Source organism: Corynebacterium sp. (genome assembly GCF_030530965.1).
GTDB lineage: Bacteria > Actinomycetota > Actinomycetes > Mycobacteriales > Mycobacteriaceae > Corynebacterium.
Genome location: NZ_JAUMTY010000001.1, coordinates 112,036 through 136,254, shown reverse-complemented (window position 1 = coordinate 136,254; position 24,219 = coordinate 112,036). Strand labels below are relative to the sequence as shown.

The 24,219-nt window shown below is 56.2% G+C and carries 21 protein-coding genes and 1 pseudogene; 4 read left to right on the top strand and 18 right to left on the bottom strand.

From position 1 onward, the window contains the following. A partial coding sequence (locus Q3981_RS00570) for a peptidase dimerization domain-containing protein (protein WP_303122811.1) occupies positions 1 to 618 on the top strand: 618 nt, incomplete at its 5' end. Positions 619 to 739: 121 nt separating this feature from the next. On the opposite strand, the gene pyk is transcribed toward Q3981_RS00570, so the two are convergent. The 18 genes and pseudogenes from pyk to Q3981_RS00480 form a co-directional block, all read right to left on the bottom strand. Further along, entirely contained in the window at positions 740 to 2,167 is a 1,428-nt protein-coding gene (pyk, locus tag Q3981_RS00565) for a pyruvate kinase (RefSeq protein ID WP_204088364.1), read from the bottom strand. Between the two features lie 158 nt (positions 2,168 to 2,325). Continuing rightward, on the bottom strand, positions 2,326 to 3,135 hold the full coding sequence (gene lgt, locus Q3981_RS00560; protein ID WP_303122850.1) for a prolipoprotein diacylglyceryl transferase: 810 nt from the start codon (positions 3,133 to 3,135) through the stop codon (positions 2,326 to 2,328). A gap of 118 nt (positions 3,136 to 3,253) precedes the next feature. Beyond that, on the bottom strand, positions 3,254 to 4,057 hold the full coding sequence (gene trpA / locus Q3981_RS00555; RefSeq protein ID WP_303122807.1) for a tryptophan synthase subunit alpha: 804 nt from the start codon (positions 4,055 to 4,057) through the stop codon (positions 3,254 to 3,256). Continuing rightward, entirely contained in the window at positions 4,057 to 5,355 is a 1,299-nt protein-coding gene (trpB, locus tag Q3981_RS00550; protein ID WP_303122805.1) for a tryptophan synthase subunit beta, read from the bottom strand. Before trpB ends, trpA begins: the two co-directional genes overlap by 1 nt. A 48-nt stretch (positions 5,356 to 5,403) precedes the next feature. Continuing rightward, a complete protein-coding gene (gene trpC, locus Q3981_RS00545; RefSeq protein WP_303122803.1) occupies positions 5,404 to 6,219 on the bottom strand; it encodes an indole-3-glycerol phosphate synthase TrpC in 816 nt (271 codons plus the stop codon). Between the two features lie 112 nt (positions 6,220 to 6,331). Next, complete coding sequence (locus tag Q3981_RS00540; RefSeq protein ID WP_303122801.1) at positions 6,332 to 7,150, bottom strand: TIGR02234 family membrane protein; 819 nt, start codon at positions 7,148 to 7,150, stop codon at positions 6,332 to 6,334. Between the two features lie 193 nt (positions 7,151 to 7,343). Beyond that, positions 7,344 to 8,921: an anthranilate synthase component I gene (locus Q3981_RS00535; protein ID WP_303122849.1), complete on the bottom strand. Its 1,578-nt coding sequence runs from the start codon at positions 8,919 to 8,921 to the stop codon at positions 7,344 to 7,346. A 129-nt stretch (positions 8,922 to 9,050) separates the two neighbouring features. Next, positions 9,051 to 10,157 (bottom strand): annotated as a pseudogene (gene hisF / locus Q3981_RS00530) (imidazole glycerol phosphate synthase subunit HisF); the annotation flags it as partial. 133 nt (positions 10,158 to 10,290) lie between these two features. After that, positions 10,291 to 11,163 carry an inositol monophosphatase family protein gene (locus Q3981_RS00525; protein WP_303122799.1) on the bottom strand — a complete coding sequence of 291 codons (873 nt, stop codon included), beginning with the start codon at positions 11,161 to 11,163 and terminating at the stop codon, positions 10,291 to 10,293. 73 nt (positions 11,164 to 11,236) lie between these two features. Further along, positions 11,237 to 11,974, bottom strand: a complete 738-nt coding sequence (gene priA, locus Q3981_RS00520; RefSeq protein WP_303122797.1) for a bifunctional 1-(5-phosphoribosyl)-5-((5-phosphoribosylamino)methylideneamino)imidazole-4-carboxamide isomerase/phosphoribosylanthranilate isomerase PriA — start codon at positions 11,972 to 11,974, stop codon at positions 11,237 to 11,239. A 42-nt stretch (positions 11,975 to 12,016) separates the two neighbouring features. Next, a complete protein-coding gene (locus tag Q3981_RS00515; RefSeq protein ID WP_303122795.1) occupies positions 12,017 to 12,829 on the bottom strand; it encodes an imidazole glycerol phosphate synthase subunit HisH in 813 nt (270 codons plus the stop codon). Positions 12,830 to 12,831: 2 nt separating this feature from the next. After that, positions 12,832 to 13,488: an imidazoleglycerol-phosphate dehydratase HisB gene (gene hisB, locus Q3981_RS00510; protein WP_303122793.1), complete on the bottom strand. Its 657-nt coding sequence runs from the start codon at positions 13,486 to 13,488 to the stop codon at positions 12,832 to 12,834. 5 nt (positions 13,489 to 13,493) lie between these two features. Next, positions 13,494 to 14,762, bottom strand: a complete 1,269-nt coding sequence (locus Q3981_RS00505) for a histidinol-phosphate transaminase (RefSeq protein ID WP_303122791.1) — start codon at positions 14,760 to 14,762, stop codon at positions 13,494 to 13,496. 84 nt (positions 14,763 to 14,846) lie between these two features. Next, positions 14,847 to 16,178, bottom strand: coding sequence for a histidinol dehydrogenase (gene hisD / locus Q3981_RS00500; protein WP_303122789.1), 1,332 nt, complete (start codon positions 16,176 to 16,178; stop codon positions 14,847 to 14,849). A gap of 61 nt (positions 16,179 to 16,239) precedes the next feature. After that, positions 16,240 to 16,776 carry a hypothetical protein gene (locus Q3981_RS00495; protein WP_303122788.1) on the bottom strand — a complete coding sequence of 179 codons (537 nt, stop codon included), beginning with the start codon at positions 16,774 to 16,776 and terminating at the stop codon, positions 16,240 to 16,242. A gap of 47 nt (positions 16,777 to 16,823) precedes the next feature. After that, positions 16,824 to 17,144, bottom strand: a complete 321-nt coding sequence (locus Q3981_RS00490; RefSeq protein ID WP_236881651.1) for a hypothetical protein — start codon at positions 17,142 to 17,144, stop codon at positions 16,824 to 16,826. Positions 17,145 to 17,153: 9 nt separating this feature from the next. Further along, a complete protein-coding gene (bioB, locus tag Q3981_RS00485; RefSeq protein ID WP_082089884.1) occupies positions 17,154 to 18,218 on the bottom strand; it encodes a biotin synthase BioB in 1,065 nt (354 codons plus the stop codon). A 110-nt stretch (positions 18,219 to 18,328) separates the two neighbouring features. Beyond that, positions 18,329 to 19,054, bottom strand: coding sequence for a hypothetical protein (locus Q3981_RS00480; protein ID WP_303122787.1), 726 nt, complete (start codon positions 19,052 to 19,054; stop codon positions 18,329 to 18,331). 235 nt (positions 19,055 to 19,289) lie between these two features. Here Q3981_RS00480 and Q3981_RS00475 point away from each other — a divergent pair, with 235 nt between their 5' ends. The 3 genes from Q3981_RS00475 to Q3981_RS00465 all read left to right on the top strand — a co-directional run bounded on the left by Q3981_RS00475 (position 19,290) and on the right by Q3981_RS00465 (position 24,186). Further along, positions 19,290 to 20,117: a TetR/AcrR family transcriptional regulator gene (locus tag Q3981_RS00475; RefSeq protein WP_303122786.1), complete on the top strand. Its 828-nt coding sequence runs from the start codon at positions 19,290 to 19,292 to the stop codon at positions 20,115 to 20,117. 10 nt (positions 20,118 to 20,127) lie between these two features. Then, positions 20,128 to 22,443 (top strand): glycogen debranching protein GlgX, encoded by a 2,316-nt coding sequence (glgX, locus tag Q3981_RS00470; protein ID WP_303122784.1) that lies wholly within the window; start codon positions 20,128 to 20,130, stop codon positions 22,441 to 22,443. A gap of 75 nt (positions 22,444 to 22,518) precedes the next feature. After that, positions 22,519 to 24,186: an exonuclease domain-containing protein gene (locus tag Q3981_RS00465; protein ID WP_303122782.1), complete on the top strand. Its 1,668-nt coding sequence runs from the start codon at positions 22,519 to 22,521 to the stop codon at positions 24,184 to 24,186. The last annotated feature ends 33 nt before the right edge of the window (positions 24,187 to 24,219 follow it).

The following is a 24,219-nucleotide window of genomic DNA, read 5'->3' as shown; positions in this document are numbered from 1 at the left end:
GCTCACGCGTCGAGCCCTCATCAATCCGTGGATCCCATTTATGTTGCGGCACACGTCATTCTTCGTTTACAAGGGATCGTCGGACGAGAAGTCGACCCCGGCGAATTCGCCGTCGTCTCTGTCGGGCAAATCCACGCTGGTAATACGAACAATTCCATCCCGGACACCGCTACCCTGACGTTGAACTGCCGTTTCTACAACACCGACGTCCGCGATCATGTGTATCGCGCTATCGAACGAGTGATCCGCGCCGAATGTGAGGCGTCGGGGTGCCCCACCGAGCCGGACATAGAGTACTGGGCCCACGGCGAACTGACTGACAACGATCCCGCCGTGTTTTCCCATGTCCGCGAGACATTCGATGCTGTCTTTGGGGATTCCTCCATTGATGCTGAGCGGTGGACAGCGTCGGAGGACTTTTCGGAGATACCGCGGCACTTTGATGTGCCCTATTTGTTCTGGACTGCCGGCATCACCCCGGATGAACAATGGGAGAAGCGCAATGAGACGCCCGTCCCCGCCAACCATATGGCGACGTTCCTCCCCGATCTCTCGACTATCTCATCGACGACGAAGGCTGCGGCGGCAGCGCCCCTGAGCTTCCTTTTCAAGGAGTAGCGTTCGGCATAGAAAAACCGGGCCGCACACATCATGGTGCGACCCGGTTCGCGTTGTGATTGGCATCCGTCACACCCTGCCATCGCGAATCTCGCAATGGCAGGGTGTGGGAACCGACAATCTAGCGCTCGTGGCCTTCGAGGTCTTCACCCAACATGTGAACGTGAATCATGTTGGTGTTGCCTTCAACTCCGGGAGGAGAACCGGCAGCGATGACGACCGTGTCGCCGCGCTCATAGCCGTCGATAGCCAGCAGAGCCTTATCAACCTCGGCAACCATCTCGTCGGTGGTCTTGACCTCAGGTGTCAAGAAGGTTTCCGCACCCCACGTGACAGCCAACTGCGACCGCACGGCGGGGTTCGGGGTGAACACCAACAACGGGAGGAAGCTGTGGAGGCGAGCCACACGACGTGCTGTATCGCCTGAACTGGTGAACGCGACAACGGCACGAGCATTCAAACGCTCCGCAATATCGCGCGCCGCGTACGACACAACGCCACGCTTGGTGCGCGGAACGTGGCTGAGCGGCGGCACCGTGCCGTCCTGCTCAGCAGCCTTCACGATGCGAGCCATGGTCTTGACGGTCTCTACCGGGTACTTACCGACGGAAATCTCGCCGGACAGCATGACCGCGTCCGTGCCGTCCAAGACAGCGTTAGCAACGTCGGACGCTTCAGCACGCGTCGGACGCGAATTCGTGATCATGGAATCCAGCATCTGCGTTGCCACGATGACTGGCTTAGCGTTTTCACGAGCAATCTGGATGGCGCGCTTCTGAACCATCGGCACGTCTTCAAGCGGAACCTCGACACCCATGTCACCACGGGCAATCATGATGGCGTCGAAGGCCATGATGATCGGTTCCAGGGCGTCGATGGCTTCAGGCTTTTCCAACTTCGCGATGACCGGAAGGCGACGGCCTTCCTCGTCCATGATCTTGTGGACGAGCTCAACATCTGCCGGCGAACGGACAAACGACAGAGCGATAACGTCGACACCCAAGCGAAGTGCGAAGCGAAGGTCCTCAATATCTTTTTCAGATAATGCCGGGACGGAAATATCCATGCCAGGCAGGGACACGCCCTTGTGGTCTGACACGGGGCCACCCTCAGTGACCTCACAGATCACGTCGTTGCCTTCAACGGCCTTGCAGACCAGGCCAACCTTGCCATCGTCGACGAGGAGGCGGTCACCGGGCTTAGCATCCTTGGCGAGATTCTTATACGTCGTGGATACACGATCGTGCGTACCCTCGATCTCGTCAACGGTAATGCGCACCGTTTCGCCGGTTTCCCACATTTCCTCGTGGTTCTTGAACCAGCCCAACCGGATTTTCGGACCCTGGAGGTCAGCCAAAATCCCGACGGCGCGGCCGGTTTCGTCGGAAGCCTGCCGAACCCACTTGTAGTTCTGTTCGTGGTCTGCGTGAACGCCGTGTGAGCAGTTCAGTCGTGCTACGTCCATTCCTGCGTCAACCAGAGCACGGATCTTTTCCGCACTGGCTACCGCCGGACCCAATGTACAAACAATTTTCGTTCTTCTATCCACGAGCACCAGGTTAGCCCGCTCCACCCGGATTAGCTACTACAAAACGGTCGAAATAAGCTTTACGGCGCCACGGCGAAAAACGAAAAAAGTCGGTGACCAGGGAAAATTATTTTCCGATACGGTCACCAAAATCACTTTTTTCCTAGATTTATGCCCGATTATGTCCGAAGTTCTTCGGGGGTCTCGCGACGACGTGATCGCGTCCACACCAGGAAAATCACTGCGCCCACGAAGCAGACGGCCGACGTGATGGTATTAATGCGGAGCCCAAACACATGCGTGGCGGTGTCCGCACGCAGAAGCTCGATCCAAAATCGACCTGCTGTGTACCCGGCTACGTACAAGGCAAAAACTCGGCCGCCACCCAATCTGAACTTGCGGTCAATCCATACGATCAGAGCGGCGATGGCAAAGTTCCACAGCATCTCGTAGAGAAACGTCGGCTGAACAACCGCGATAACGTGGCCGTTCGAATGCCCCAGTACTGGGTCGAGGACACCGTGATCGTCGACGCGCTCAAAAATCTTCAGCCCCCAGGGCAGATCGGTGGGCCGACCATATAATTCCTGGTTAAACCAGTTGCCTAGGCGTCCAATGCCCTGCGCCACCAGAATCGGTGGTGCCACCGAATCCGCAAAGGGCGCCAGGGCTAGATGCTTCCATCGGAGAACCACCCAGGCAGCCAATCCGCCGCCAACGACAGCTCCCCATATTCCCAGGCCACCGTTGGTGATCTTCCACCAATCCCCGGGTGTTCCGTTGGGGCCCCAATACGTGCGCCAATCCGTCACTAAGTGGTAGAGACGCCCGCCGATGATGCCTGCTGGGACAGCGGCGAGCGCCACGTCGAGAACTACCTCGCGGTTACCGCCACGTGCGGCATAGCGACGCTGCGACCACAGCACTGCGACGAGAATTCCCACCAGTATCGACAGCGCATATCCGCGGATCGGAAAACCGCCGACCATCCACACACCTTGGGAGGGTGACGGAATCGCAGCTAATAGCGTCACATCGGGCGAACGCCCACCTAGTCCCCCGTCGTGAGGAACTAGTCCGTTCTGCTGGACAATAGTGGCCTGGACGTTAGTCACCCCTCACCCCTTCGCTGAGTTCTTTCGCCAACGCCTCGAGCGAGCGGAGCCCGTCCTTCGCCGCACGGATAAGTGCCGAGCCGACGATGACGCCGTCGGCATACTGCGCGATCTCTGCGGCTTGCTGCCCATTGCTGACGCCTAACCCGACGGCAACGGGGAGGTCGGTGTACTCCCGCACGCGATTCACGAGGTCACGCGCACCGCTGCTTACTGATTGCTGAGCACCTGTGACTCCCATATGTGAGGCTGCGTACACAAAGCCGTCACCTGCTCCCACCGTGAGCGCCATCCGCTCAGGGCTCGTCGACGGAGCCACAAGATAGATAGGCGCCAATCCGTGCTTGTGGCATGCCTCTGCCCAGCGCGCCGATTCTTCGGGGAGGAGGTCGGGAATGATTGTCCCCAGTCCTCCAGACTCGGCCAGCTCTTCGGCATATTTTTCCGGGCCATACTGCAAAATCGGATTCCAGTAACTCATGACGACGCTTCGACCACCGGCGTCAGTAATCTTGCGGACAGAGCTGAGTGAATCTTTGACGCGAAAGCCTGCTTTCAGTGCAGCCATGCCGGCTTCCTGGATGACAGGACCGTCCATCATGGGGTCAGAGAACGGAATTCCGACCTCGATGACGTCCGCATAGGACGCCAGGCACGCCATCAACTCGTCAGAGTCGTGCTTCGTCGGGTACCCCGATGGCAGATAACCAATGAACGCAGCTCGTTGCTCACGGCGGGCCTGTGCGAAAACGTCGCGAAGCGCCCCTGCGGGGGAATCAGAAGAAAATGCCGCCATTAGTCCAGCTCCTCCTTGGGTTTAAGGTCAAACCACTTCGCGGCGGTGTCCACATCTTTATCGCCGCGGCCCGATACGTTGACGATCAGAAGTGGGCCGTCATCTGAGTCATGATCCCAGCGATCGGCATACACTCGTGCTGCTGCAAGTGCGTGCGAAGACTCGATGGCAGGGATAATTCCCTCGGTCTTGCACAAGAGCATGAACGCATCCATGGCTTGTGAATCCGTGATGGGAAGGTACTCGGCACGCCCGACATGATGGAGATACGAGTGTTCCGGCCCTACGCCCGGATAATCTAGCCCGGCCGAAATGGAATGAGACTCGACGATTTGCCCATCCTCATCTTCCATGAGCGCGGCATACGAGCCCTGGAAGACACCTTCATTGCCCGCGGTAATCGTCGCAGCGTGGCGACCAGTCTCAAAACCGTCACCGCCGGCTTCGGCACCGATGAGCTGAACAGAGGAATCGTCGATAAAACGGTGGAAAAGACCGATCGCATTTGAGCCACCACCAACACAAGCGACGACGGCGTCGGGAAGGCGACCTTCCGCCTGCAGGATTTGCTCGCGTGCTTCGTACCCAATGATTCGCTGGAGATCACGAACCATCTGCGGGAAGGGATGGGGGCCAGCTGCAGTACCGAAGCAGTAGTACGTGTCATCGGCATGCGATACCCAAAAACGCATCGCCTCATTAATGGCATCTTTAAGAGTCTGGGAACCGATCGTGACAGCTGTGACCTCGGCGCCCAGTAACCGCATGCGCGCAATATTCAGGGCCTGACGCCGCGCATCCACGGCCCCCATGTAGATGTGGCACTCTAAACCGAGCAATGCACATGCCGTAGCAGTTGCGACACCGTGCTGGCCGGCACCCGTCTCAGCGATGACACGCTTTTTGCCCATGCGTTGAGCCAACAACACCTGGCCCAGGACGTTATTAATCTTGTGGGACCCGGTGTGGTTTAAGTCCTCCCGCTTCAAATACACGCGGGCATGAATAGCGTCGGAAAACCGCGACGCATAATACAGGGGCGACGGCCGACCTGAGTAATGGAAATGCAGGTCATTCAACTGCTCGATGTACTCAGGATCAGTTCTCGCCTTGTTCCACGCGTCGGTAACTTCGGTAATGACCCCCATCAGGGCCTCCGGAATGTATCGGCCACCGTACTCACCCCAATGGCCACGATCATCGGGCTCAGTCGATGTCGTCTCCGCGAACACATCGGCGATAGTAGGCAGATCACTATACGGATTGCGATGAACTGATTCTGAGTTACTCACGCACACCAGTGTGCCTTATCACTCGCATAGACACGGCATCCAGGTGACGGCAGATTACTCGGCGAGATTCTTCGGACATGCCGGGTGGATGCCCGCAGCAACCAAACTCTTGCACGCTAAACCGGGATTACCTGCGGTAACCAGCCCCTCGCCGACCAAGACCGCATCCGCACCGGCACCAGCATAGGCCAGCAAATCATTGCGATCTTTCACCCCCGATTCAGCGACCTTAATGACATCCGACGGCAAACCCGGCGCGATAGTGCCGAACACGGAGGTATCGACATCGAGTGTTTTGAGGTTGCGGGCGTTGACTCCCACGACTTTTGCACCGGCGGCGATGGCGCGCTCTGCTTCCTCTTCGGTGTGAACTTCAACGATGGCAGTCATCCCGAGGGACTCGGTGCGGTCGAGGAGGGACTCAAGCTGAGGCTGCTGCAGTGCTGCCACAATGAGGAGAATGAGGTCCGCTCCATGAACGCGGGCTTCGTGAATCTGGTAGGGAGTGACGACAAAATCTTTCCGAAGGACTGGAATATCGACGGCTGCTCGTACGGCGTCCAGGTCAGCCAAACTGCCTTTGAAGCGTCGTTCTTCGGTGAGGCAGGAAATGACTCTGGCACCATTCGCTTCGTATTGCCTGGCGAGTTCGGCCGGCTCGGGGATTCGCGCCAGGCTTCCTTTGGATGGGCTTGCCCTTTTGACTTCGGCAATTACTCCCACACCAGGAGCAGACAATGCGGACATGGCATCACGAGGGGCGGGCGTGTCATGCGATTGTGCTTTGATGTCCGCAAAACTGACGCGAGCTTCACGGGTTGCAAGATCGTCTAAGACGCCATCGACGATAGTGTCTAAAACCGAACTCATCTTCGACTCCTCAGCCCGTGTTACAGCGGTGTACTTAATCCTAAAGGCAGCACTGACTGGCGCATAAATCGGCACGATGATGCCTGTCTGACATTCCCCGCAGATGTGGACTTTAGTTGTGCAGCCCGCGACGCCGGGCCACATCGGCCGCATCGTCTTGTGTTGGGTCAACACCAGCGTCCATCGCATCCCACAGCACGCGCCCTGATTCTCTATCGTTCTCAAGGTCCGTCGCCAGTGAATCGCGCCGGGCTGAGGCGGTGTCGTATTTACTTCCTTTAACGGTGTCTACTCCTGGCCACAGGAACAGGATGATTGCACCGGCGATGGTGATAACCGACGCGACGAGGGCAAGGATGACCGCTACTTTGTGAACATCTACTCCCGTGACGACGGCCCATTCGGTCAAGGTCTGCGGATCGTTTTTCTTTTGCGTTGCTTGCCCATTGACGAGGAGATTTCGTGCGCGTGTCGTGCTCGGTGAGGTGAGGAGCACATTGAGCGGTGTCCATAAGGATGCAGCACCGATGACTGCCGAGACTGCTGCGAGTATCCGTCGGCCTGTTCTCTTGAGAACCAGGGTGGCAAGGCATGCTGCAATGAGGGCAATAGCGATCGCGTCAGTGCTGGGGGCCCATGTGGATCCGACGAGGGTGCGTGTCACTTCACCTTGTTTATCGTCGTTGGCGTGAACGGTCATCCAGGTCATGCGGGATGTTCCACCGATAGCCACCGCCCCAATCGCGACCAGGGCGAGGCCTAACCACCGTCGCTTGGTGTGGGGAGAACTCGACGTGTCCGTCTCCGTTTCTACGTTCGTCGGCATCGTGTTGACGTCCTCGTGTACGTGCGCATCGGTCGGGTTTGAGGCCATTTCTTCCGACGCGGCTGCTGCCGTTGCGTCGTCCTGACGCGAGTCATGTGAGCCCATTGTTCATTCTCCCTAACGTCACCGCACTAGTTCCCTATCGTCACTTATTTCCCGACGTCACCATGCTCGTCGGGTGTGCCGCCGAGTATCCACCACGTGCTCAATAGGCTACTCAGCGCATATAGCGTCGTCACTCTTGGATACTCGCCTTCGGAGACGACGCAGCCAATCCGGAATCCGGGCGGGCGACAACTCACAGCGAGCCATCAACGTCGACAATTGTTTCGGCAGCGGCCGTTGCGCGCAAAACAGCTGCAGCTTTGTTCCGCGTTTCCTCATCTTCGGCAACAGGATCCGAATCGGCGACGATCCCGCCACCGGCCTGGACATACATCGTGCCGTCTTTGAGAACCCCTGTCCTGATGGCAATTGCTTGGTCGGTGTTTCCCGAAAAATCGAAATATCCGACGGTTCCGCCGTAGATGCCGCGGCGAGTGTCTTCGAGCTGGTCAATGATGGTCAATGCGCTGGTTTTGGGTGCCCCGGATAAAGTTCCCGCGGGGAATGCCGCCATGAAGGCATCGACCGCTGTCATGCCCGGAGCCAACTGTCCCGTGACCATAGAGACCAGGTGCATGATGTGGCTATACCGCTCAATATGGCGGAAATCATCGACTTCGACTGTTCCAGGAATACATACCTTCCCCAGGTCATTGCGCCCCAGGTCAACCAGCATGAGGTGTTCGGAATTCTCCTTCGAGTCGGCAGCTAACTCGCGCTCAAACTGCAGATCAGCTTTCCTTGTGGCTCCGCGGGGCCGAGAACCAGCGATGGGGTGCGTCGTCACCACATTATTGTCGACTGCGATAAGCGACTCAGGCGACGACCCAACGATGGTGAACTCCACCGACGAAAAGTCGTCCGACGGAATATTCATCAGGTACATGTAAGGGCTGGGGTTCGAATACTTCAGCATCCGATACACATCGCGAGCCCGCACATCCGTGTCAATCTCGAAGCGCTGTGACAGAACGATTTGGAAGGCGTCCCCGGCGCGAATGTGTTCTTTACACAACTCGATCCGGCGCATGTGCTCGTCAGCAGTGCGCTGGCGGCGGACGACAGGCTCGGGCGTCGTAAAACTATTCACCATCGGTTCACGCGCTGCCTTCAGACGCTCGGTTAATGAGTCCAAACGGCGGACGGCGTCGTCATAGGCCTCGTCGACATTGTCGTCGGAGCCGTTGAAATTGAACGCATTAGCGATCAGCCACATCGTCCCTTCATGGTGGTCCAAGGCAACCATGTCCGCGACAAGGAACTGCATCATTTCCGGAATCTTGAGGTCATTGTCGCAGGTATCGGGAATATCTTCGATAAAGCGAATCGCGTCGTGGCCACAATATCCCACCATTCCCGACGTCATCGGTGGCATTCCCTCGATGGGGTCGGTGTGCAATTCCTTCAGCACAGACTTCAAGGCGTCGAAGGGATTGCCTCCTGTCTGGACACCTTCAGGAGTGGTGCCCAGCCATGCTGCTTCCCCATCGCGGACGGTTAATGCCGATCTTGCTCCTGTGCCGATAAACGACCACCGTGACCAGGAACGTCCCGGTTCAGCCGACTCGAAGAGGAACGTACCTGGCTTGTCCTGGGCCAAGGCATTGTATGCGCTGAGCGGTGTTTCTCCGTCGGCCAAGATTTTGCGCGCTACGGGCACGACTCTATGGTGAGCAGCTAATTCGCGAAACTGTTCCCGCGTCGTCGTTGTGCGGCCGGCTCCGAGATCCGGAACCCCGACGGGGGCCGACGAACGAGCAGAATCGTTCAGTTCCGCGTCGTCTTCAGGCTTCTCAGCCGTGCCATTAGGCTCACCGGCATTCTTGTTGCCTGACGTATTCTCGACGTCCAACAACCCTGCGTCCGACGTCGACGATGAATCGGTCAAAACAAGGTCGCTATCGAAACACGTGTGGGTTCCGGTGTGGCACGCCGCACCCGTCTGATCAACCTTCAGAAGAATCGTGTCACCATCACAATCCAGCCGAACCTCGCGAACGTTCTGAACGTGACCACTGGTCATTCCTTTGACCCAATATTCGGACCGCGACCGAGACCAATACGTTCCTCGTCGAGTAGCCAGCGTATAAGCCAATGCGTGGTCGTCCATCCACGCCTGCATCAATACCTCTCCAGAATGCACATCCTGGACGACAGCGGGAACCAATCCCCTATCGTTGCGCTTCAAACGGGCAGCAATTGACGGGTCCAGCGGGTAGTCGGCAGGACTGGTATGCCGGACCTCATGCCCCGCCGCTGCCAACGCGCTCTTCACCTCAGAAATGCTCACGTCACCGAAGTGGAAAATCGAGGCAGCTAACACCGCGTTTGCCCCTGAATCAACGGCCGGAGGAAAATGGCTCGCTTCGCCAGCCCCACCCGACGCAATGACGGGGATATGAACCACTTGACGAACGGCGGAAATAAGCTCACTATCAAACCCTTGCTTAACACCATCGCTATCCATGGAATTGAGAAGAATTTCCCCGACACCTAATTCTTCACCACGACGAGCCCACTCGATCGCATCGATCCCGGCGCTTCGGGTACCGCCGTGGGTTGTAACTTCAAAACCACTCGGTTGGGGCGTTCCGCCGTCAGGAACGCGCCGGGCATCCACGGACAAGACGACACATTGTGATCCAAAGCGCTGGGAAAGCTCCCGCAACAGTTCCGGCCTCTTAATGGCCGCGGTATTAATGCTGACTTTATCTGCACCGGCTCGTAATAGCTGGTCGACGTCGTCAGCGCTACGGACCCCACCGCCGACGGTGAGCGGGATAAACACTTCATCCGCAGTGCGTCGAACCACGTCCAGCATCGTTCCCCGTGCTTCCGTCGACGCTGACACGTCGAGGAAGGTCAGTTCGTCGGCGCCCTCTTTGTCATAGCGGGACGCCAGTTCGACGGGATCGCCTGCGTCGCGAAGGTTCTCGAAATTGACCCCCTTGACGACGCGACCATGAGACACATCAAGACACGGAATAACTCGGACTGCTACGGACATGAAAACGCCTTTCGGCAATAAGTTAATAATTATTCACGAACGAGATTAATGAAAGGCCACGTAAAGCAGACACGCGCTAGTAAACCTAGACACGTCCACAATGACTAACCGCTTCACGCGACGACATAAGCATCTAGCTTAGTGGTTCGAAAGGCCGTGGAACCGCATGGATCCTCGCCAGCAGCGTCGAGTGAATGCTTGGAGATCCCGCGACCAGACCAATTGTTCCTGGTGTCCAGGGCTCACCATCAAGGTTCGTAACAACGCCACCAGCGGCTTGAACTAAGCAGATACCTGCTGCGTTATCCCACAGGTTAGGGCTGAACGTCAGGGTCCCCGCAAAAACACCGCCGGCAGTAAAAGCTAAGTCTGCGCCCACAGATCCCGTCACACGCATCCGCGGATATGATTCACCGATACTGAAAAGTAAATTCTGGCGATATTGTCGCGGAACATGACCGCGTCGGCCCGACAAAATAGAGCCGAAACCAATTTGGATCACTTCTGGGTCATCTTTCGGCAATGGCGGAAATGGCTCACCATTAACATGTAATGGCCCACCGCGAACAGCGCTATAAAACTGTCCCAACAGGGGTAACGACGTCAACCCAATAACCGGTTCTCCCCTATGAATAAGTGAGACCAAAATGCCGCACATCGGGTTGGCGACGGTGTAATTGGACGTTCCGTCCACCGGGTCGATACACCACATTGTTTCGGGCTGCTTACCGCCGCCCATGCTGTTGAGCGAAACATCCCCGGAGGTCGTGGATCCACCCTTCAAGCCGAATTCCTCGCCCAAAACGGGGAACCCAGTTTCTTTCACAAGTTGTTCGCGAAACTGCTGTTCTAGTGACAGATCAACGTCGGTTGCGAAATCCTGGAGATCTTCGTTCTTAATGACAGAGGGCTGGGCACCAATGTTCACACAAAAAAGATCTTCAGAGTCTTTGACTAAGCGCTCGGCAATAGACAAATATGCCACCAAGTCAGAATGTTCAATCACGGGTCCGTCACCTAGCCTTTCACTACCGATAACCCGGGGAGCCTATTTCGCAGGCTTCTCAGGAACGGCTCCATCAGGAATCTTGTGCGACTGCTAATGCTTCTTCAAGGGTAAAGTTCCCTGCATAGAGGGCCTTGCCGATGATGGCTGAATCAATTCCCTCGTCCACGCAGGCCGCAAGCTGGCGAATGTCGTCGAGGGTTGATACTCCGCCCGATGCAACGACAGGGGCATCTGTGGCCATCGCGACGTCGCGAAGAAGGTCAATATTGGGGCCTTCTAATGTGCCATCGCGCCCGACATCGGTAACGACGAGGCGGGATACGCCCTCCGAATCCAAGCGCTCAAGAACTTCCCACAGATTGCCGCCGTCGGAAACCCATCCCCGACCGCGCAACCGCCACTCGCCGTCGATGAGCTTGGTATCCAAACCGATGGCGACGCGGTCGCCGTACTCCCCGATGATCCGACGACACCACTCAGGATCTTCCAGTGCAGCAGTGCCGATATTCACCCGTCGGCAACCGGTATCTAATGCCCTGCGCAGCGAGTCGTCATCCCTGATCCCCCCGGATAATTCGATGTTAACGTCCACCCGCTCGATGACATCTTTCAACAGTTCGTAGTTCGAACCGCGGCCGAAAGCGGCGTCCAAGTCCACGAGGTGAATCCACTCCGCACCAGCGTTCTGCCACGCCATCGCGGCATCAAGGGGGCGACCATACGTGGTTTCGCTCCCAGCTTCGCCTTGAACGAGACGAACAGCTTGACCGTCGGACACATCTACTGCGGGTAATAACGTTAAAGCCATAGATGAATCATAACGGAGATCACACCTACAGCTGATAAAACTTTACAAAGTCTCCACCCAGTTGCGGAGAATCACAGCGCCGACAGAACCAGATTTCTCCGGGTGGAACTGAGTCGCCCACAAGGGGCCATTTTCTACCGCGGCAATGAAACGGCAGTTTTCGTGCGTGGACCAGGTCACTTTCGCTGGGGCAACGTGATCATCCGATGCCATATCCCAGTGTTGAGCCGCATAGGAGTGTACAAAGTACACCCGATCATCGGGGGCCACTCCCTCGAACATTCGGGATCCCTCGGGAATGTCGAGTGTGTTCCATCCCATATGAGGCAGCACTTTCGCTGTCAGGCGCTCAACCGTCCCTGGCCACTCACCACAACCAGGAGTACTCAGCACTCCATCATCAGATATCTCTGTCGACGACACCGTCGGGTCGATCGGTCGTCCCGTCTCTGGGTCACGAATGACGTCGTCACGTCGACCCGAGGGCGTGGCGTCCCCGCTATCTGGGGAATCCGATACGGGGAGGGCCTCTGCGTCGTCGTGAATACCGTCGGCAAACTCGACTCCGCTATCGAAAAGCACCTGCATACCAACGCAGATGCCAAGCACAGGACGGCCACCGGCGAGGCGCTGACCGATTAACCGTGGACCATAGACCGAGCGCAAGCCCTTCATGCACGCTGCGAATGCCCCGACTCCAGGAACCAACAATCCGTCGGCGGCAAGAACACGTTCTGGATCAGCGGTAATCGTGACCTCGGCCCCTGCACGTTCTATAGCGCGTTCGGCGGATCGAAGGTTTCCCGAGCCGTAATCAAGGATTGCCACTGAAGGACGTGACGTGCTCTGCGCCATACTTACAGCGCCCCTTTCGTGGATGGAACACCATGAACTCTCGGGTCACGTTCAACGGCCTCGCGGAGGGCGCGGGCAACTGCCTTGTATTCAGCCTCCGTGATGTGATGCGGATCGCGTCCATACAGAACGCGGACGTGCAAAGCAATACGCGCGTGGAACGCAAGCGATTCAAAGAAGTGCTGATTAATCACGGTCGCATAGTGATTACCAATCACCGTATTCATCATCTCTTGGGGCTCACCGCGCGTGACGCAATATGGGCGTCCCGACACATCAACGACAGCTTGGGCTAGCGTCTCATCCATCGGGATGAAACTTGACCCGAAGCGGCGGATACCAGCTTTGTCTCCCAAAGCTTTGTGTAATGCCTCGCCCATAACAATGGCCGTATCTTCCACGGTGTGGTGAGCGTCAACATCGGTATCGCCCTCTGCTTTAACTGTTAAGTCAAAGCTGCCGTGGGTTCCCACCGCATTGAGCATGTGGTCGAAGAATGGCAATCCCGTCGAAATGTCAGTAATGCCAGAGCCGTCGAGGTTAATGTCAACGGTGATTCGAGATTCTTTCGTCTCGCGCTCACAATGGCCCCGTCGGGAGGGGAATTCTCCGCAATTTCTTTCTTGCTGGTTCAGACTCTCGTCATTGTTATTGCTCATATGGTTCACCGTAACCCGTTGTGTTCGCTCGCATACTGGCCAGCCGCGGAAAGGAACTCATCATTCTCTGTCGGAAGTCCGATGGTCACCCGCAAATATCCGTCGACCCCTACATCTCGGATGAGGACTCCACGATCAAGGAACTCCTGCCACGCTGCTTGTGTGAGCTCGCGCCGTGACGCATCTCCATTAGCGGGCGCCGTGCTAGAGAAGTTCGTTGACTCATCGGGAATGACTTTGAAGAAAAGGAAATTAGATTTACTCGGGACAACAGAGAATCCCAGTTTCTGCAATGATTCCTGAACCCGCTCACGTTCGCGAATTATTTTTTCCACCGAGGCTAACGTATCGGAGGAATACCGGAGCGCGACAGTCGCAGCAGCCTGCGATAATGCCGATAAGTGGTAAGGAAGCCGGACCAACATAACAGCTTCGACAAAAGCTGGAGCAGCGACAAAATACCCCAACCGACCACCAGCGAAGTCGAATGCCTTACTCATCGTTCGGGATACGACGAGCCGGTCAGGATAATCCTTCAACAATTCACATGCGCTCGGGCCATCATCGAATTCACCATAGGCCTCATCAACAATGACGATGCCATCAACGTCTGGATCAGAAACAGCATCCAGCAGGACCCGAATATTATCCAAACTTGTTGTACCGCCAGTCGGATTATTCGGCGTCGTAATAAAGACAACCGACGGACGGTAGTTCTTAATAGCCGCAGTCGCTTCGTCAATATCAATAGAGAAGCCACGAGCTTCATGTCGCGGACATTCGACGAACTCCGTGTGCGTCCCCGCAGCAAGAATAGGGTGCATGGAATAACTCGGAGTGAACCCTAATGCTCGCCGACCAGGCCCTCCAAAAGCCTGCAAGAGCTCTTGAAGAACCTCATTAGACCCATTAGCAGCCCATATGTTGTCTTCAGTTACAGCTACACCGGTTTGTCCCGACACATACCGTGCGAGCTCCTGGCGCAAGATAACGGAATCACGCTCGGGATAGCGGTTAAGCCCCGACGCCACCTTTTCCACTTCTTTAACGAGATCAGCAACTATTCGTGGCGACGGAGGATACGGATTCTCATTCGTATTTAATCTGACGTCGAGCTCTAATTGCGGGGCCCCATACGCAGTTTCCCCGCGGAATTCTTCACGCAGAGGTAGGGCATCAAGCGTGACATTTCCTCCTAATGTGCGGGACTTATCGGCGGTACTGTCCTCACCACTGCCACGTGATAATTTCTGATCATCATTCGTCGGTGCCACTATGTACTCTCCCCTTTTCTATCCACGTATGGTCGCGAAAAGTATTTCGCTACTCCGGTCGATACGGCTTTTTATTCGTTAGAATTACTTATTCCCGGCTATAAGGTCCTCGAACCGAGCACGTACTGCTTCACCATGCGCCGGAAGCTGCTCCGCATTTGAAAGAGCGACGATAGTATCGGCCGTACCTTTGAGGGCAGCTTCATCGTATTCAATAACGTGAACCGACTTAACGAAGGTATGCGTCGATAAACCGGAGCTATACCGCGCCGATCCCGATGTGGGAAGAACATGGTTTGATCCAGCGGCGTAATCCCCCAGCGGAACCGGTGAAAAAGGCCCGACGAAAATGGCCCCCGCGTTACGGATCTGAGCTGCATCCTCACGGGCGTTGTGTGTCTGAATTTCGAGATGCTCGGGTGCATAAGCATCAGCCACCCGAATCGCAGCAGATATATCGTCGACAAGAATGATGCCAGATTGCTTACCCTGTAATGCCTGAGCAACACGATCGGTATTACGGGTAATTGAATACCGCTTCTCTACTTCTTCATCGACCTGCTGAGCAAATGACGCGGAATCCGTAATCAGAACGCTGGCTGCCATCGGATCATGCTCCGCCTGGCTGATGAGGTCATAGGCGACATGAACCGGATCAGCAGTGGAATCGGCGATAATTGCTATTTCCGTCGGACCCGCTTCTGCATCAATTCCCACGACGCTACGGCACAAACGCTTCGCTGCGGTGACGAAAATGTTGCCCGGCCCGGTCACCATATCAACCGGCACCAATGGATCATCTGCCTGCTCGTCACCATAAGCCATGAGAGCTATTGCCTGTGCGCCACCGACAGACCACACTTCATCCACACCAAGAAGCCCACATGCAGCAAGAATCGTCGGGTGAGGCCATCCACCACATTCTTTTTGGGGAGGAGAAGCAACGACGAGTGAACCAACCCCTGCTTCCTGCGCCGGCACAACGTTCATGATGACACTCGACGGATACACGGCCTGCCCACCGGGGACGTACAACCCCACGCGCCCGACTGGGATGAATTTTTCAGTCACCACGCCGCCCTCGGTGACAGAAATAACGTTATCGCTGGGCTTAATCGCAGCGTGGACCCGCCGAACGCGCTCAATGGCGTGTTCTAATGCCTCCCGCACGGTTGCATCGAGGGAGTTGACAGCGTCGGTGATCACGTCGCGAGGAACTCGGATACTCTCCGGTACAACGCCATCGAACCGCTGCCCGTACTCTTGTGCAGCCGCCACGCCATCTTTCTTGACGGCCTCAACGATGGGCTGAACTGTCGGGATCACGGAATCGATGTCGGTCCCACCGCGGGGCAAAGTGGCACGAAGTTCACTAACGGTGGGGTTGGTTCCACGCATGTCGGTTAGGGAGAGCATTGATATCCTTCGGTTCTGCCGAGGCCTATGAGACGGCCGTTACTGCTTCTTTCGTGTAATGCTAATCTACCGCGCTGTTGTGACGCTCAAGAGAAGGTACTTCATCAGGAAAGTCCCCCTTCCCGACGACGGCTGCGCACCAATATGTCAATGACGCCAATAATGGTGGAACGGCAAGGGCCGCTCCTGGAGTGATGTGAGGGGCCCACGTAATGGTTTGGCCGGAATGGACATCGTCGACATCCGGAAGTGGGTGCAAGCTGGACGCGACAGCGTTTCCCACCTCGATAAAAATAATTCCCCCGAGCACCGCCACGATGGCTAGAAGCCATATCATGAGCGGTCCACGCGAACGTGGTGCCCATCCCCACGCGGCCAGGGCGCTACCCATCGACAACACAAAAAGGCCAGCAACGAGGGCTACAAAACCGGTGAACTCTCGTCCATCTTGAGTCGGATCGGTCGACAGATAACCGCTATCTACGGTGGCGGTGGTCGTCGGAATGAAAATTCCCCATACGCAGCCACCCACGGCGAAGACAGCAAGGATAGCTATCAAAACTATCAGGGCTCGGCGATACCGATCAGAACGTAACACCGGAACCATTATAGGGGTGGCCGCGATAATGGGGATGCGTGGTCAATTCAGCGATGGGGATCGAGGAGAACAGAATCTAGCTCCCCGTGCCTCGAGCAGACCGCAGTCCATCCATCTGGGCGAACCTGGACCACCATGCGTCTGCCGCACAACTGGCAAAATCGTGGCGCTTCGAGCCCCGCCCTCATGGACGGTGAATAGTGGGGAGTCTCGCCGGTACTGAGTTCAGTGCCAGTGAAGGGATCGTACAGAGGGGCGTCGCCAGCAATGATGGCATCCGCCAACTCGGTAGAGGCAATTTTACGGGGCCGACGCCGAACGGGCTTCTTCTTCGGTACTCCCTCGCGGGCAGTGGTTACTTCCGACATTGCGCCACCTTAGACAGTCGCATTCAGGGCTTTAATCGGCAGGTGCAACCGGTTAAGCATGTCGACGTCGGTTTCCTGGGGGCGACCCAGCGTCGTCAAGTAGTTACCGACGATGATCGCGTTAATGCCACCGAGGAGGCCTTTTTCTGCGCCCAGGTCGCCCAGGGTGAGCTCTCGTCCGCCGGCGAACCGCAGAATGGTCTTGGGCAATGCTAAGCGGAAAGCTCCAATGGTCTTGAGCGCCTCGTTCGATTCCATGACCGGCCGATTAGCAAAGGGCGTGCCGGGGCGAGGATCAAGGAAGTTCATGGGGACTTCGTCGGGGCGGAGTTCAGCCAATTGAGCAGCGAACTCTGCGCGTTGCTCAACGGTCTCCCCCATTCCCACGATGCCACCGCAGCAGACTTCCATGCCTGCGTCACGGACCATCTCGCAGGTCTCGCGACGCTTCTCCCAGGAGTGGGTTGTTACCACGTGGGGGAAGTAGCTCTTCGCGGTTTCCAGGTTGTGGTTGTAGCGGTGGACCCCTGCCTTCGCCAGGCGTTCCACTTGCTCCTTGGTAAGGATGCCGATGGAGGCAGCAACTTCGATGTCGACTTCTGCTTTAATCGCAGCGATGGCCTCTTCAAGCTGGCTCATCAAGCGTTCGTCGGGCCCTTTGACGGCGGCAACGATACAAAATTCCGTCGCGCCCGTCTTTGCTGTTTGCTTAGCAGCTTCCACAAGGGCCGGGATATCGAGCCACGCCGACCGGACAGGCGATTCAAAGAGTCCGGACTGTGCACAGAAGTGGCAGTCTTCCGGGCACCCACCCGTCTTCAGGGAGATAATTCCTTCTGCCTCAACTGCATCACCACACCAGCGCAGCCGAACCTCGTGTGCCAGAGCAAGGAGTTCGTCGATACGATCGTCAGAAATCGTCATCGCCCGAACAATTTCTGGTTGAGAAAGCCCTTCCCCACGCTCGAGGACCTTTTCGCGGGCCAGGTCCAAAATGTCTTGTTCGGCCGAGGCTGTATCAGTGCTGGTGGCCGACTGACTCGTTCTTGTCTGTTGCGTCGTGTTCTCCGACATCATGCTGTACCTCCATAACCGTGGTGATTCTCCGGATAACCACCATCGTTGTGTTCAAGGTTATTCCATTCCTGAACACTGTTCAATGAGACACAGCAAGGGGGTAATTTCTAGTCAGAGCAGACTTTCCACTGACCATCTTCCTTGGTGAACAACATCGTCCCCGTCGAGGTCGCACCATTGAACGTTGTGTTTACCGAGGCAGTCGCCCGGTCACCGTCGACTTTGATGTTGGAGATGTTGTTAAATTTCGGGATCGAGCCAGCTAAGCCCATCTTGTCAATCGACTCATTGGGCAGAGAATTGATGTTCTCGTCAGAGAACACTTCCGGATGGGCAGCAATGCGATCCTTGCATGTATAGGCCTTCGTGCTTTCGTAGTAGTGGCGCACGGTTCCGGAGGTATCCCCGTAGTGGCCAAGAGCATCCTTAATGCTCTCGACGTCTTGTTCACTACCGGGCTTTCCGTTGATCGGCTTGGGCCCACTTGACGGGGTTTCATTCGAATCCGGAACGGTGGGAATATCCGCACCGAGTTTCGCACCCCCGGACTGCTGATCACCGGCGGCGTTATCTGATTGTGTTGCGGGCGGCTGTGTTGCTTCAGCAGACGATGCGGGTTTCGCAGAAGAACTACTCGATGATGTCTGAGCTGCCGAAGAACTCGTTTCATCATCCGACGATGACCCGTGTGAACAAGCGGCTAATGCCCCACAAAGCGATGCAGTCATGAGCGCGGCCCCCCACCGACGTACCTGCGCGCGAGACCGTCCCCTTTTATCGCCCTGATCCGCAGCCTGTACCTCATCTGCTTCTGACAACACTACATCTGGCACGACACATAGCTCCTTTACCACTAAGATACCGCGGTCATTCTACCTTTCCCGCTATTAATATCCGCATATTCCCCAAAGCTTCCAGGGTTCTCACAGAATTTTGACACCTTAACGCGACACGTCCACTGGCGACACGCTAGCCGACGTCGAATGCCCCGGCGACGATTGCCGTCATTGCGAAAAACTACGCTACTTTGCTCGAAACGCAGTCCACGAACGGTTTATCTTTGAAGGTATGCAGCTCACAACGACGGCGATCATCACGAGTGCTCTAAACATTCTGCACGAGTATGGGTTAGGAGATCTCACGATTCGGCGACTCGCCCGTACCTTAGACGTCGCCCCAGCTGCACTGTACTGGCATTTTCCCAACAAGCAGGCCCTCCTCGGTGGGGTAGCTGACGAGCTTCTTTCCCCTCTGGATGACCTTAAGGAGCAACTGCTGAAAAGCGTCGATGACGAGGAAGGATCGCGCGATTCCGACTTATCACCAATTTCTCATGACGTACCAGCGACGACGTCGCAACCCCCTCGCCCTCAGTGGTATCGACATGCATATATATTCTGCGCCGGATTTTACCGGCAATGCATCTGTTGCCGGGATGCTGCAGACCTCATATCCGCAGCACTACCAGCGGGAATGGTAACCAACGACCCTATCGCCGCATTGTCGCAAATCCTACGTTCTTCTCTTCCTGATGGCGACGAGGACGCAATCCTCGACGGCTCAACAACGCTCATCTCCTTCATCCTCGGTCTCGCCATCCGTGAGCAAACAGCGGCGGAGGCGTCGAAAATTGTTGCCTCCTCAGTTTTTACTGCCGACGATGGCCACAGCGGAAACAGTGACGCACCATCCCAAACAGACGACGATGCTTCTTCCTCCGCATCAAGTTATCCACGTGCTTTTGAGTGGGATGAACTTCTGTCACAACACACCGGGGAAGTTGACGCGTGGAGAGCACTGCTCAGCGCAAGCGCAAATGCAGGATTACGAATCATCCTCGACGGAATAGCTCAATCTCACGCGGGGAAATCATGGTTTGTCCACCCTCCCCGCTAAAATTAACGTCATGACAAATACACAGGAGCAGGCTTCCGAGAAGATCGTCGATAATGACCACGAGGCCCCAACGATATCCGGGCAACAAACTTCTCCAGCCACAGATGACGCCACAGCCAACGATGGATCGTCGGCGACATCCTCCGATAACGCCCCTGACCCCGTCGTATGGCCGGGAAACTCATACCCTCTGGGATCAACATACGATGGCTCGGGAACGAACTTTGCTCTGTTTTCAGAGGTCGCCGACAAGGTAGAACTCTGCCTGATTGACAGTGACGGTGCCGAGACGCGCATTGAGATGCGCGAGGTCGACGCCCACATTTGGCACTGCTACCTACCTGGAATTATCCCAGGACAACGCTACGGCTACCGCGTTCATGGCCCATGGGATCCACATCAGGGCCTTCGCTGCGACCCGTCAAAAATACTGCTCGACCCCTACGCAAAGGCTTTCGATGGGAAATTCGACGGCGACGCTTCCCTGTTCAGCTATGACATCGATAACCCCGATGAACGCAATACCGACGACAGCTTGGGCCACACCATGTTGTCCGTCGTCATCAACCCCTATTTCGATTGGGGGTCTGATCGGCTACCGCGGCACCCGATGAACAAGACCGTTGTTTACGAAGCTCACGTCAAGGGTATGACCATGACGCACCCTGACGTGCCCGAGAATTATCGCGGTACCTACGCTGGCCTCGCCCACCCCTCGATCGTCAAGTACCTCAAAGACCTTGGCGTGACGGCTATCGAACTCATGCCTATCCACCAGTTCTATCAGGATGATCGGCTCCACGAGCTCGGCCTCAGCAACTACTGGGGATACAACACCTTCGGTTTCTTGGCACCTCACCAAGACTATGCGGCTGCCAAGAAACCCGGCGCCGCTGTTTCTGAGTTCAAGAACATGGTGCGGGCCTTCCACGACAATGACATCGAAGTCATTCTCGACGTCGTCTATAACCACACGGCTGAAGGCAACCATATGGGGCCGACGCTGAGCTTCCGGGGTATCGACAACGCGGCTTATTATCGCCTGGTCGATGATGACCGTCAGCACTATATGGACTACACGGGTACGGGAAACAGCCTGAATGTCCGGCATCCCCACACGCTGCAATTGATTATGGATTCGTTGCGGTACTGGGTTACCGAGATGCATATTGACGGATTCCGCTTTGATCTTGCGTCGACACTGGCCCGCGAGCTCCATGATGTCGATCGACTGTCAGCATTTTTCGACCTGGTGCAACAAGATCCCATTGTCAGCCAGGTCAAGCTCATCGCCGAGCCTTGGGATGTGGGCGAAGGCGGCTACCAAGTCGGAAACTTCCCCGCCATCTGGTCCGAATGGAATGGAATGTACCGGGATACTGTCCGGGACTTCTGGCGTGGTGAGCCTGCAACATTGGGTGAGTTTGCTTCACGGTTGACGGGATCGTCGGATCTCTACGCCGCAAATGATCGACGTCCTACCGCGTCGATTAACTTCGTGACCGCGCATGATGGGTTCACTCTCCATGACCTCGTTAGCTATAACGAGAAACACAACGGGGCTAATAAGGAAGACAACCGCGACGGAGAATCTCACAACCGATCGTGGAATTGTGGTGTCGAAGGCCCCACGGATGATCCCGACATTATCCAGCTGCGAGGCCGTCAAATTCGGAACTTCTTGACGACGCTGCTACTCAGCCAGGGGACGCCCATGATCTGTCACGGCGATGAAATGGGTCGTACCCAGAACGGGAACAACAACGTCTACTGCCAAGATTCGGAATTGTCGTGGGTGGATTGGTCCCAGGCAACAGACAATAAAGATCTGATTGACTTCACTCGACGGTTAATCGAGCTTCGCAATGATCACCCCGTGTTCCGTCGTCGGAGATTCCTTGCCGGTGGCCCGCTGGGGTACGACGTGCAAGACCGAGATATCGCGTGGATGACTCCCGCCGGAACGCTCATGACGACGGCCGACTGGGATCATGACTTCGGACGGTCTCTCATGGTTCACCTCGGCGGGGAAGCGATTGCTGAACCCGACGAGCAGGGGCAAAAAATCTTCGATGATTCATTCATCTTGTGCTTCAACGCGCACCATGAGCGGATAGATTTCACTCTTCCGAAAGATGATGCAGTGAAGGCATCGCGCGATCCAGAAGACACGGATCCGTCGCGCCTCTGGAGCGTCGTCGTCGATACATCGCTGCCCACTGGATTCTCCGAAGATGATCCAGACGTCTACAAGCCCGAATCAACCGTTCCCGTTGAGAGCCGATCTGTTGTCGTGCTGTGCCGGCGGCGCCGTCACTCGGCATAACATTCGGCATAAGGCTACCTGCCATCAGACTGTCTGCCATCGCTCGGCGTAAAACTGGTTAGAGTGGAGTGCACCATGACGAATTCCGACACTGATATTTCTTCCCCGGAAACTGAAATCCCAGCTGACGCTAGTTTTTCGCAAATTCAGGCTGACGATGAGACGACGCCCGCTGAGTATGTTGCTGCAATCCCGATCCTCGGTGGCACGGCATATATCAGTGAAAGCGGGGTCACGATCTCACGGATCCCCGCTGCACAGATTTATCTTGACCCGGAGACAAAGATCGATCGGGATTCAATTCGTGGTTGGTCACGGACCGACCCCACTCCACTTGAACCGGGCTTTATCGACCTATTTTTGGATGGCACTCCCCCGATATCGCGAGAGCGCTCGCGATTCGCGCCTAACGCTCTCCGATTTTCACCGGCTCACTCCGTCGACACATCCATTATTGATTTCGCTAATGAAACCCTCACTGCGATGCAGGCTGATGACTTAGAGAGCTTGCGTCGCATAGCACGGGCCGTTTTTCATCAGACGGATTCGCGGTCGGCATTTGGCGGTGTAGGTGGTACCGGTGCACGGGGCAACAGCACAGCCGGTCCCAGCTCAGAAGGCAACCAAGCAAAATCAAGTGAGAAGAAACAAGACGATAGCCCTGCCGCACCGGATAACGATGCCCAGAGCAGCAATGTTCTTCAGCCTGCCGATGGCACATTAGATTCACGTCCGCCCTCATTTATTGCTTTTGACGTCGAAACGGCGAATGAAGCCAATGGTTCGATATGCCAATTCGGCGTCGTCGTGTATCACGAGGGGAAAGAAGCTGAATCCCACACGTGGCTGTGCCAACCGCCTTCGGCGTGGCCAGATTTCACGCCGGCGACCACCGCGATCCATGGGATTACCCCTGATAAAGTCGCTGATGAGCCGTCATGCCATGACCGGTTGGAGCAACTTGCAGAGCTCCTCAGGAAAGAAAACCTCCCTATCGTCGCCCACAATGCCAAGTTCGATATGGTCGCGCTCCGGGACGCCGCTCGGGCAGAGAAAGTCGACATTCCGCACATTACTTTCGCCTGCACCTACCTCCTTGCACGCGCGCTCCACCCCGAGCTTCCGAATTATAAATTGACGACGGTGGCTCAATCGGCGGGTTCGGACGCATTTCATCATCACGATGCCCTGGCAGATGCTCGCGCGTGTGGCGAAATCATGTTGAGTTTGTGCGGGATTCCTCCTCGCGACACTGAGCCGCCATCAGACGTCCAATCGATGGCGGAGGTCGTGGAATCAGCGGGGTACACGTTCGGAACAGTGAAAGACAATTCGCTGTCACTTTTCCGGAAACCGCGACGATCTCGGTCGGATCACCAGCAGTCATCACGAAATGGGCAAACGCGGGGGAACCGTGGCCCTTCCAACTGGGAATCCGTTGCTACTCCTCGTGATATTCCAGAGACGAATACCGACGCCGACCCCAATGGACCCCTCTTTGGCAAAAACGTGACGCTGACTGGGGAATTCTCCCCCTTGGATAAGGGACAACTGTGGCAAGCGATCGCTCAGGCGGGCGGAACCGTCGGCAAGAATGTGACAAAGAAGACCACTCTCCTTGTCTGCGGGGAATGGAATGGGAAGACGTCGAAACAGAAACGTGCTGAGGAGCTTCAGGAAAAAGGACAAGAGATCGAGATCTGGAATCAAGGCCAACTTCTCGATGCACTAGATCTCAATTAAGGATCGACACCTGATTCCATGTTTCCCTTCGAG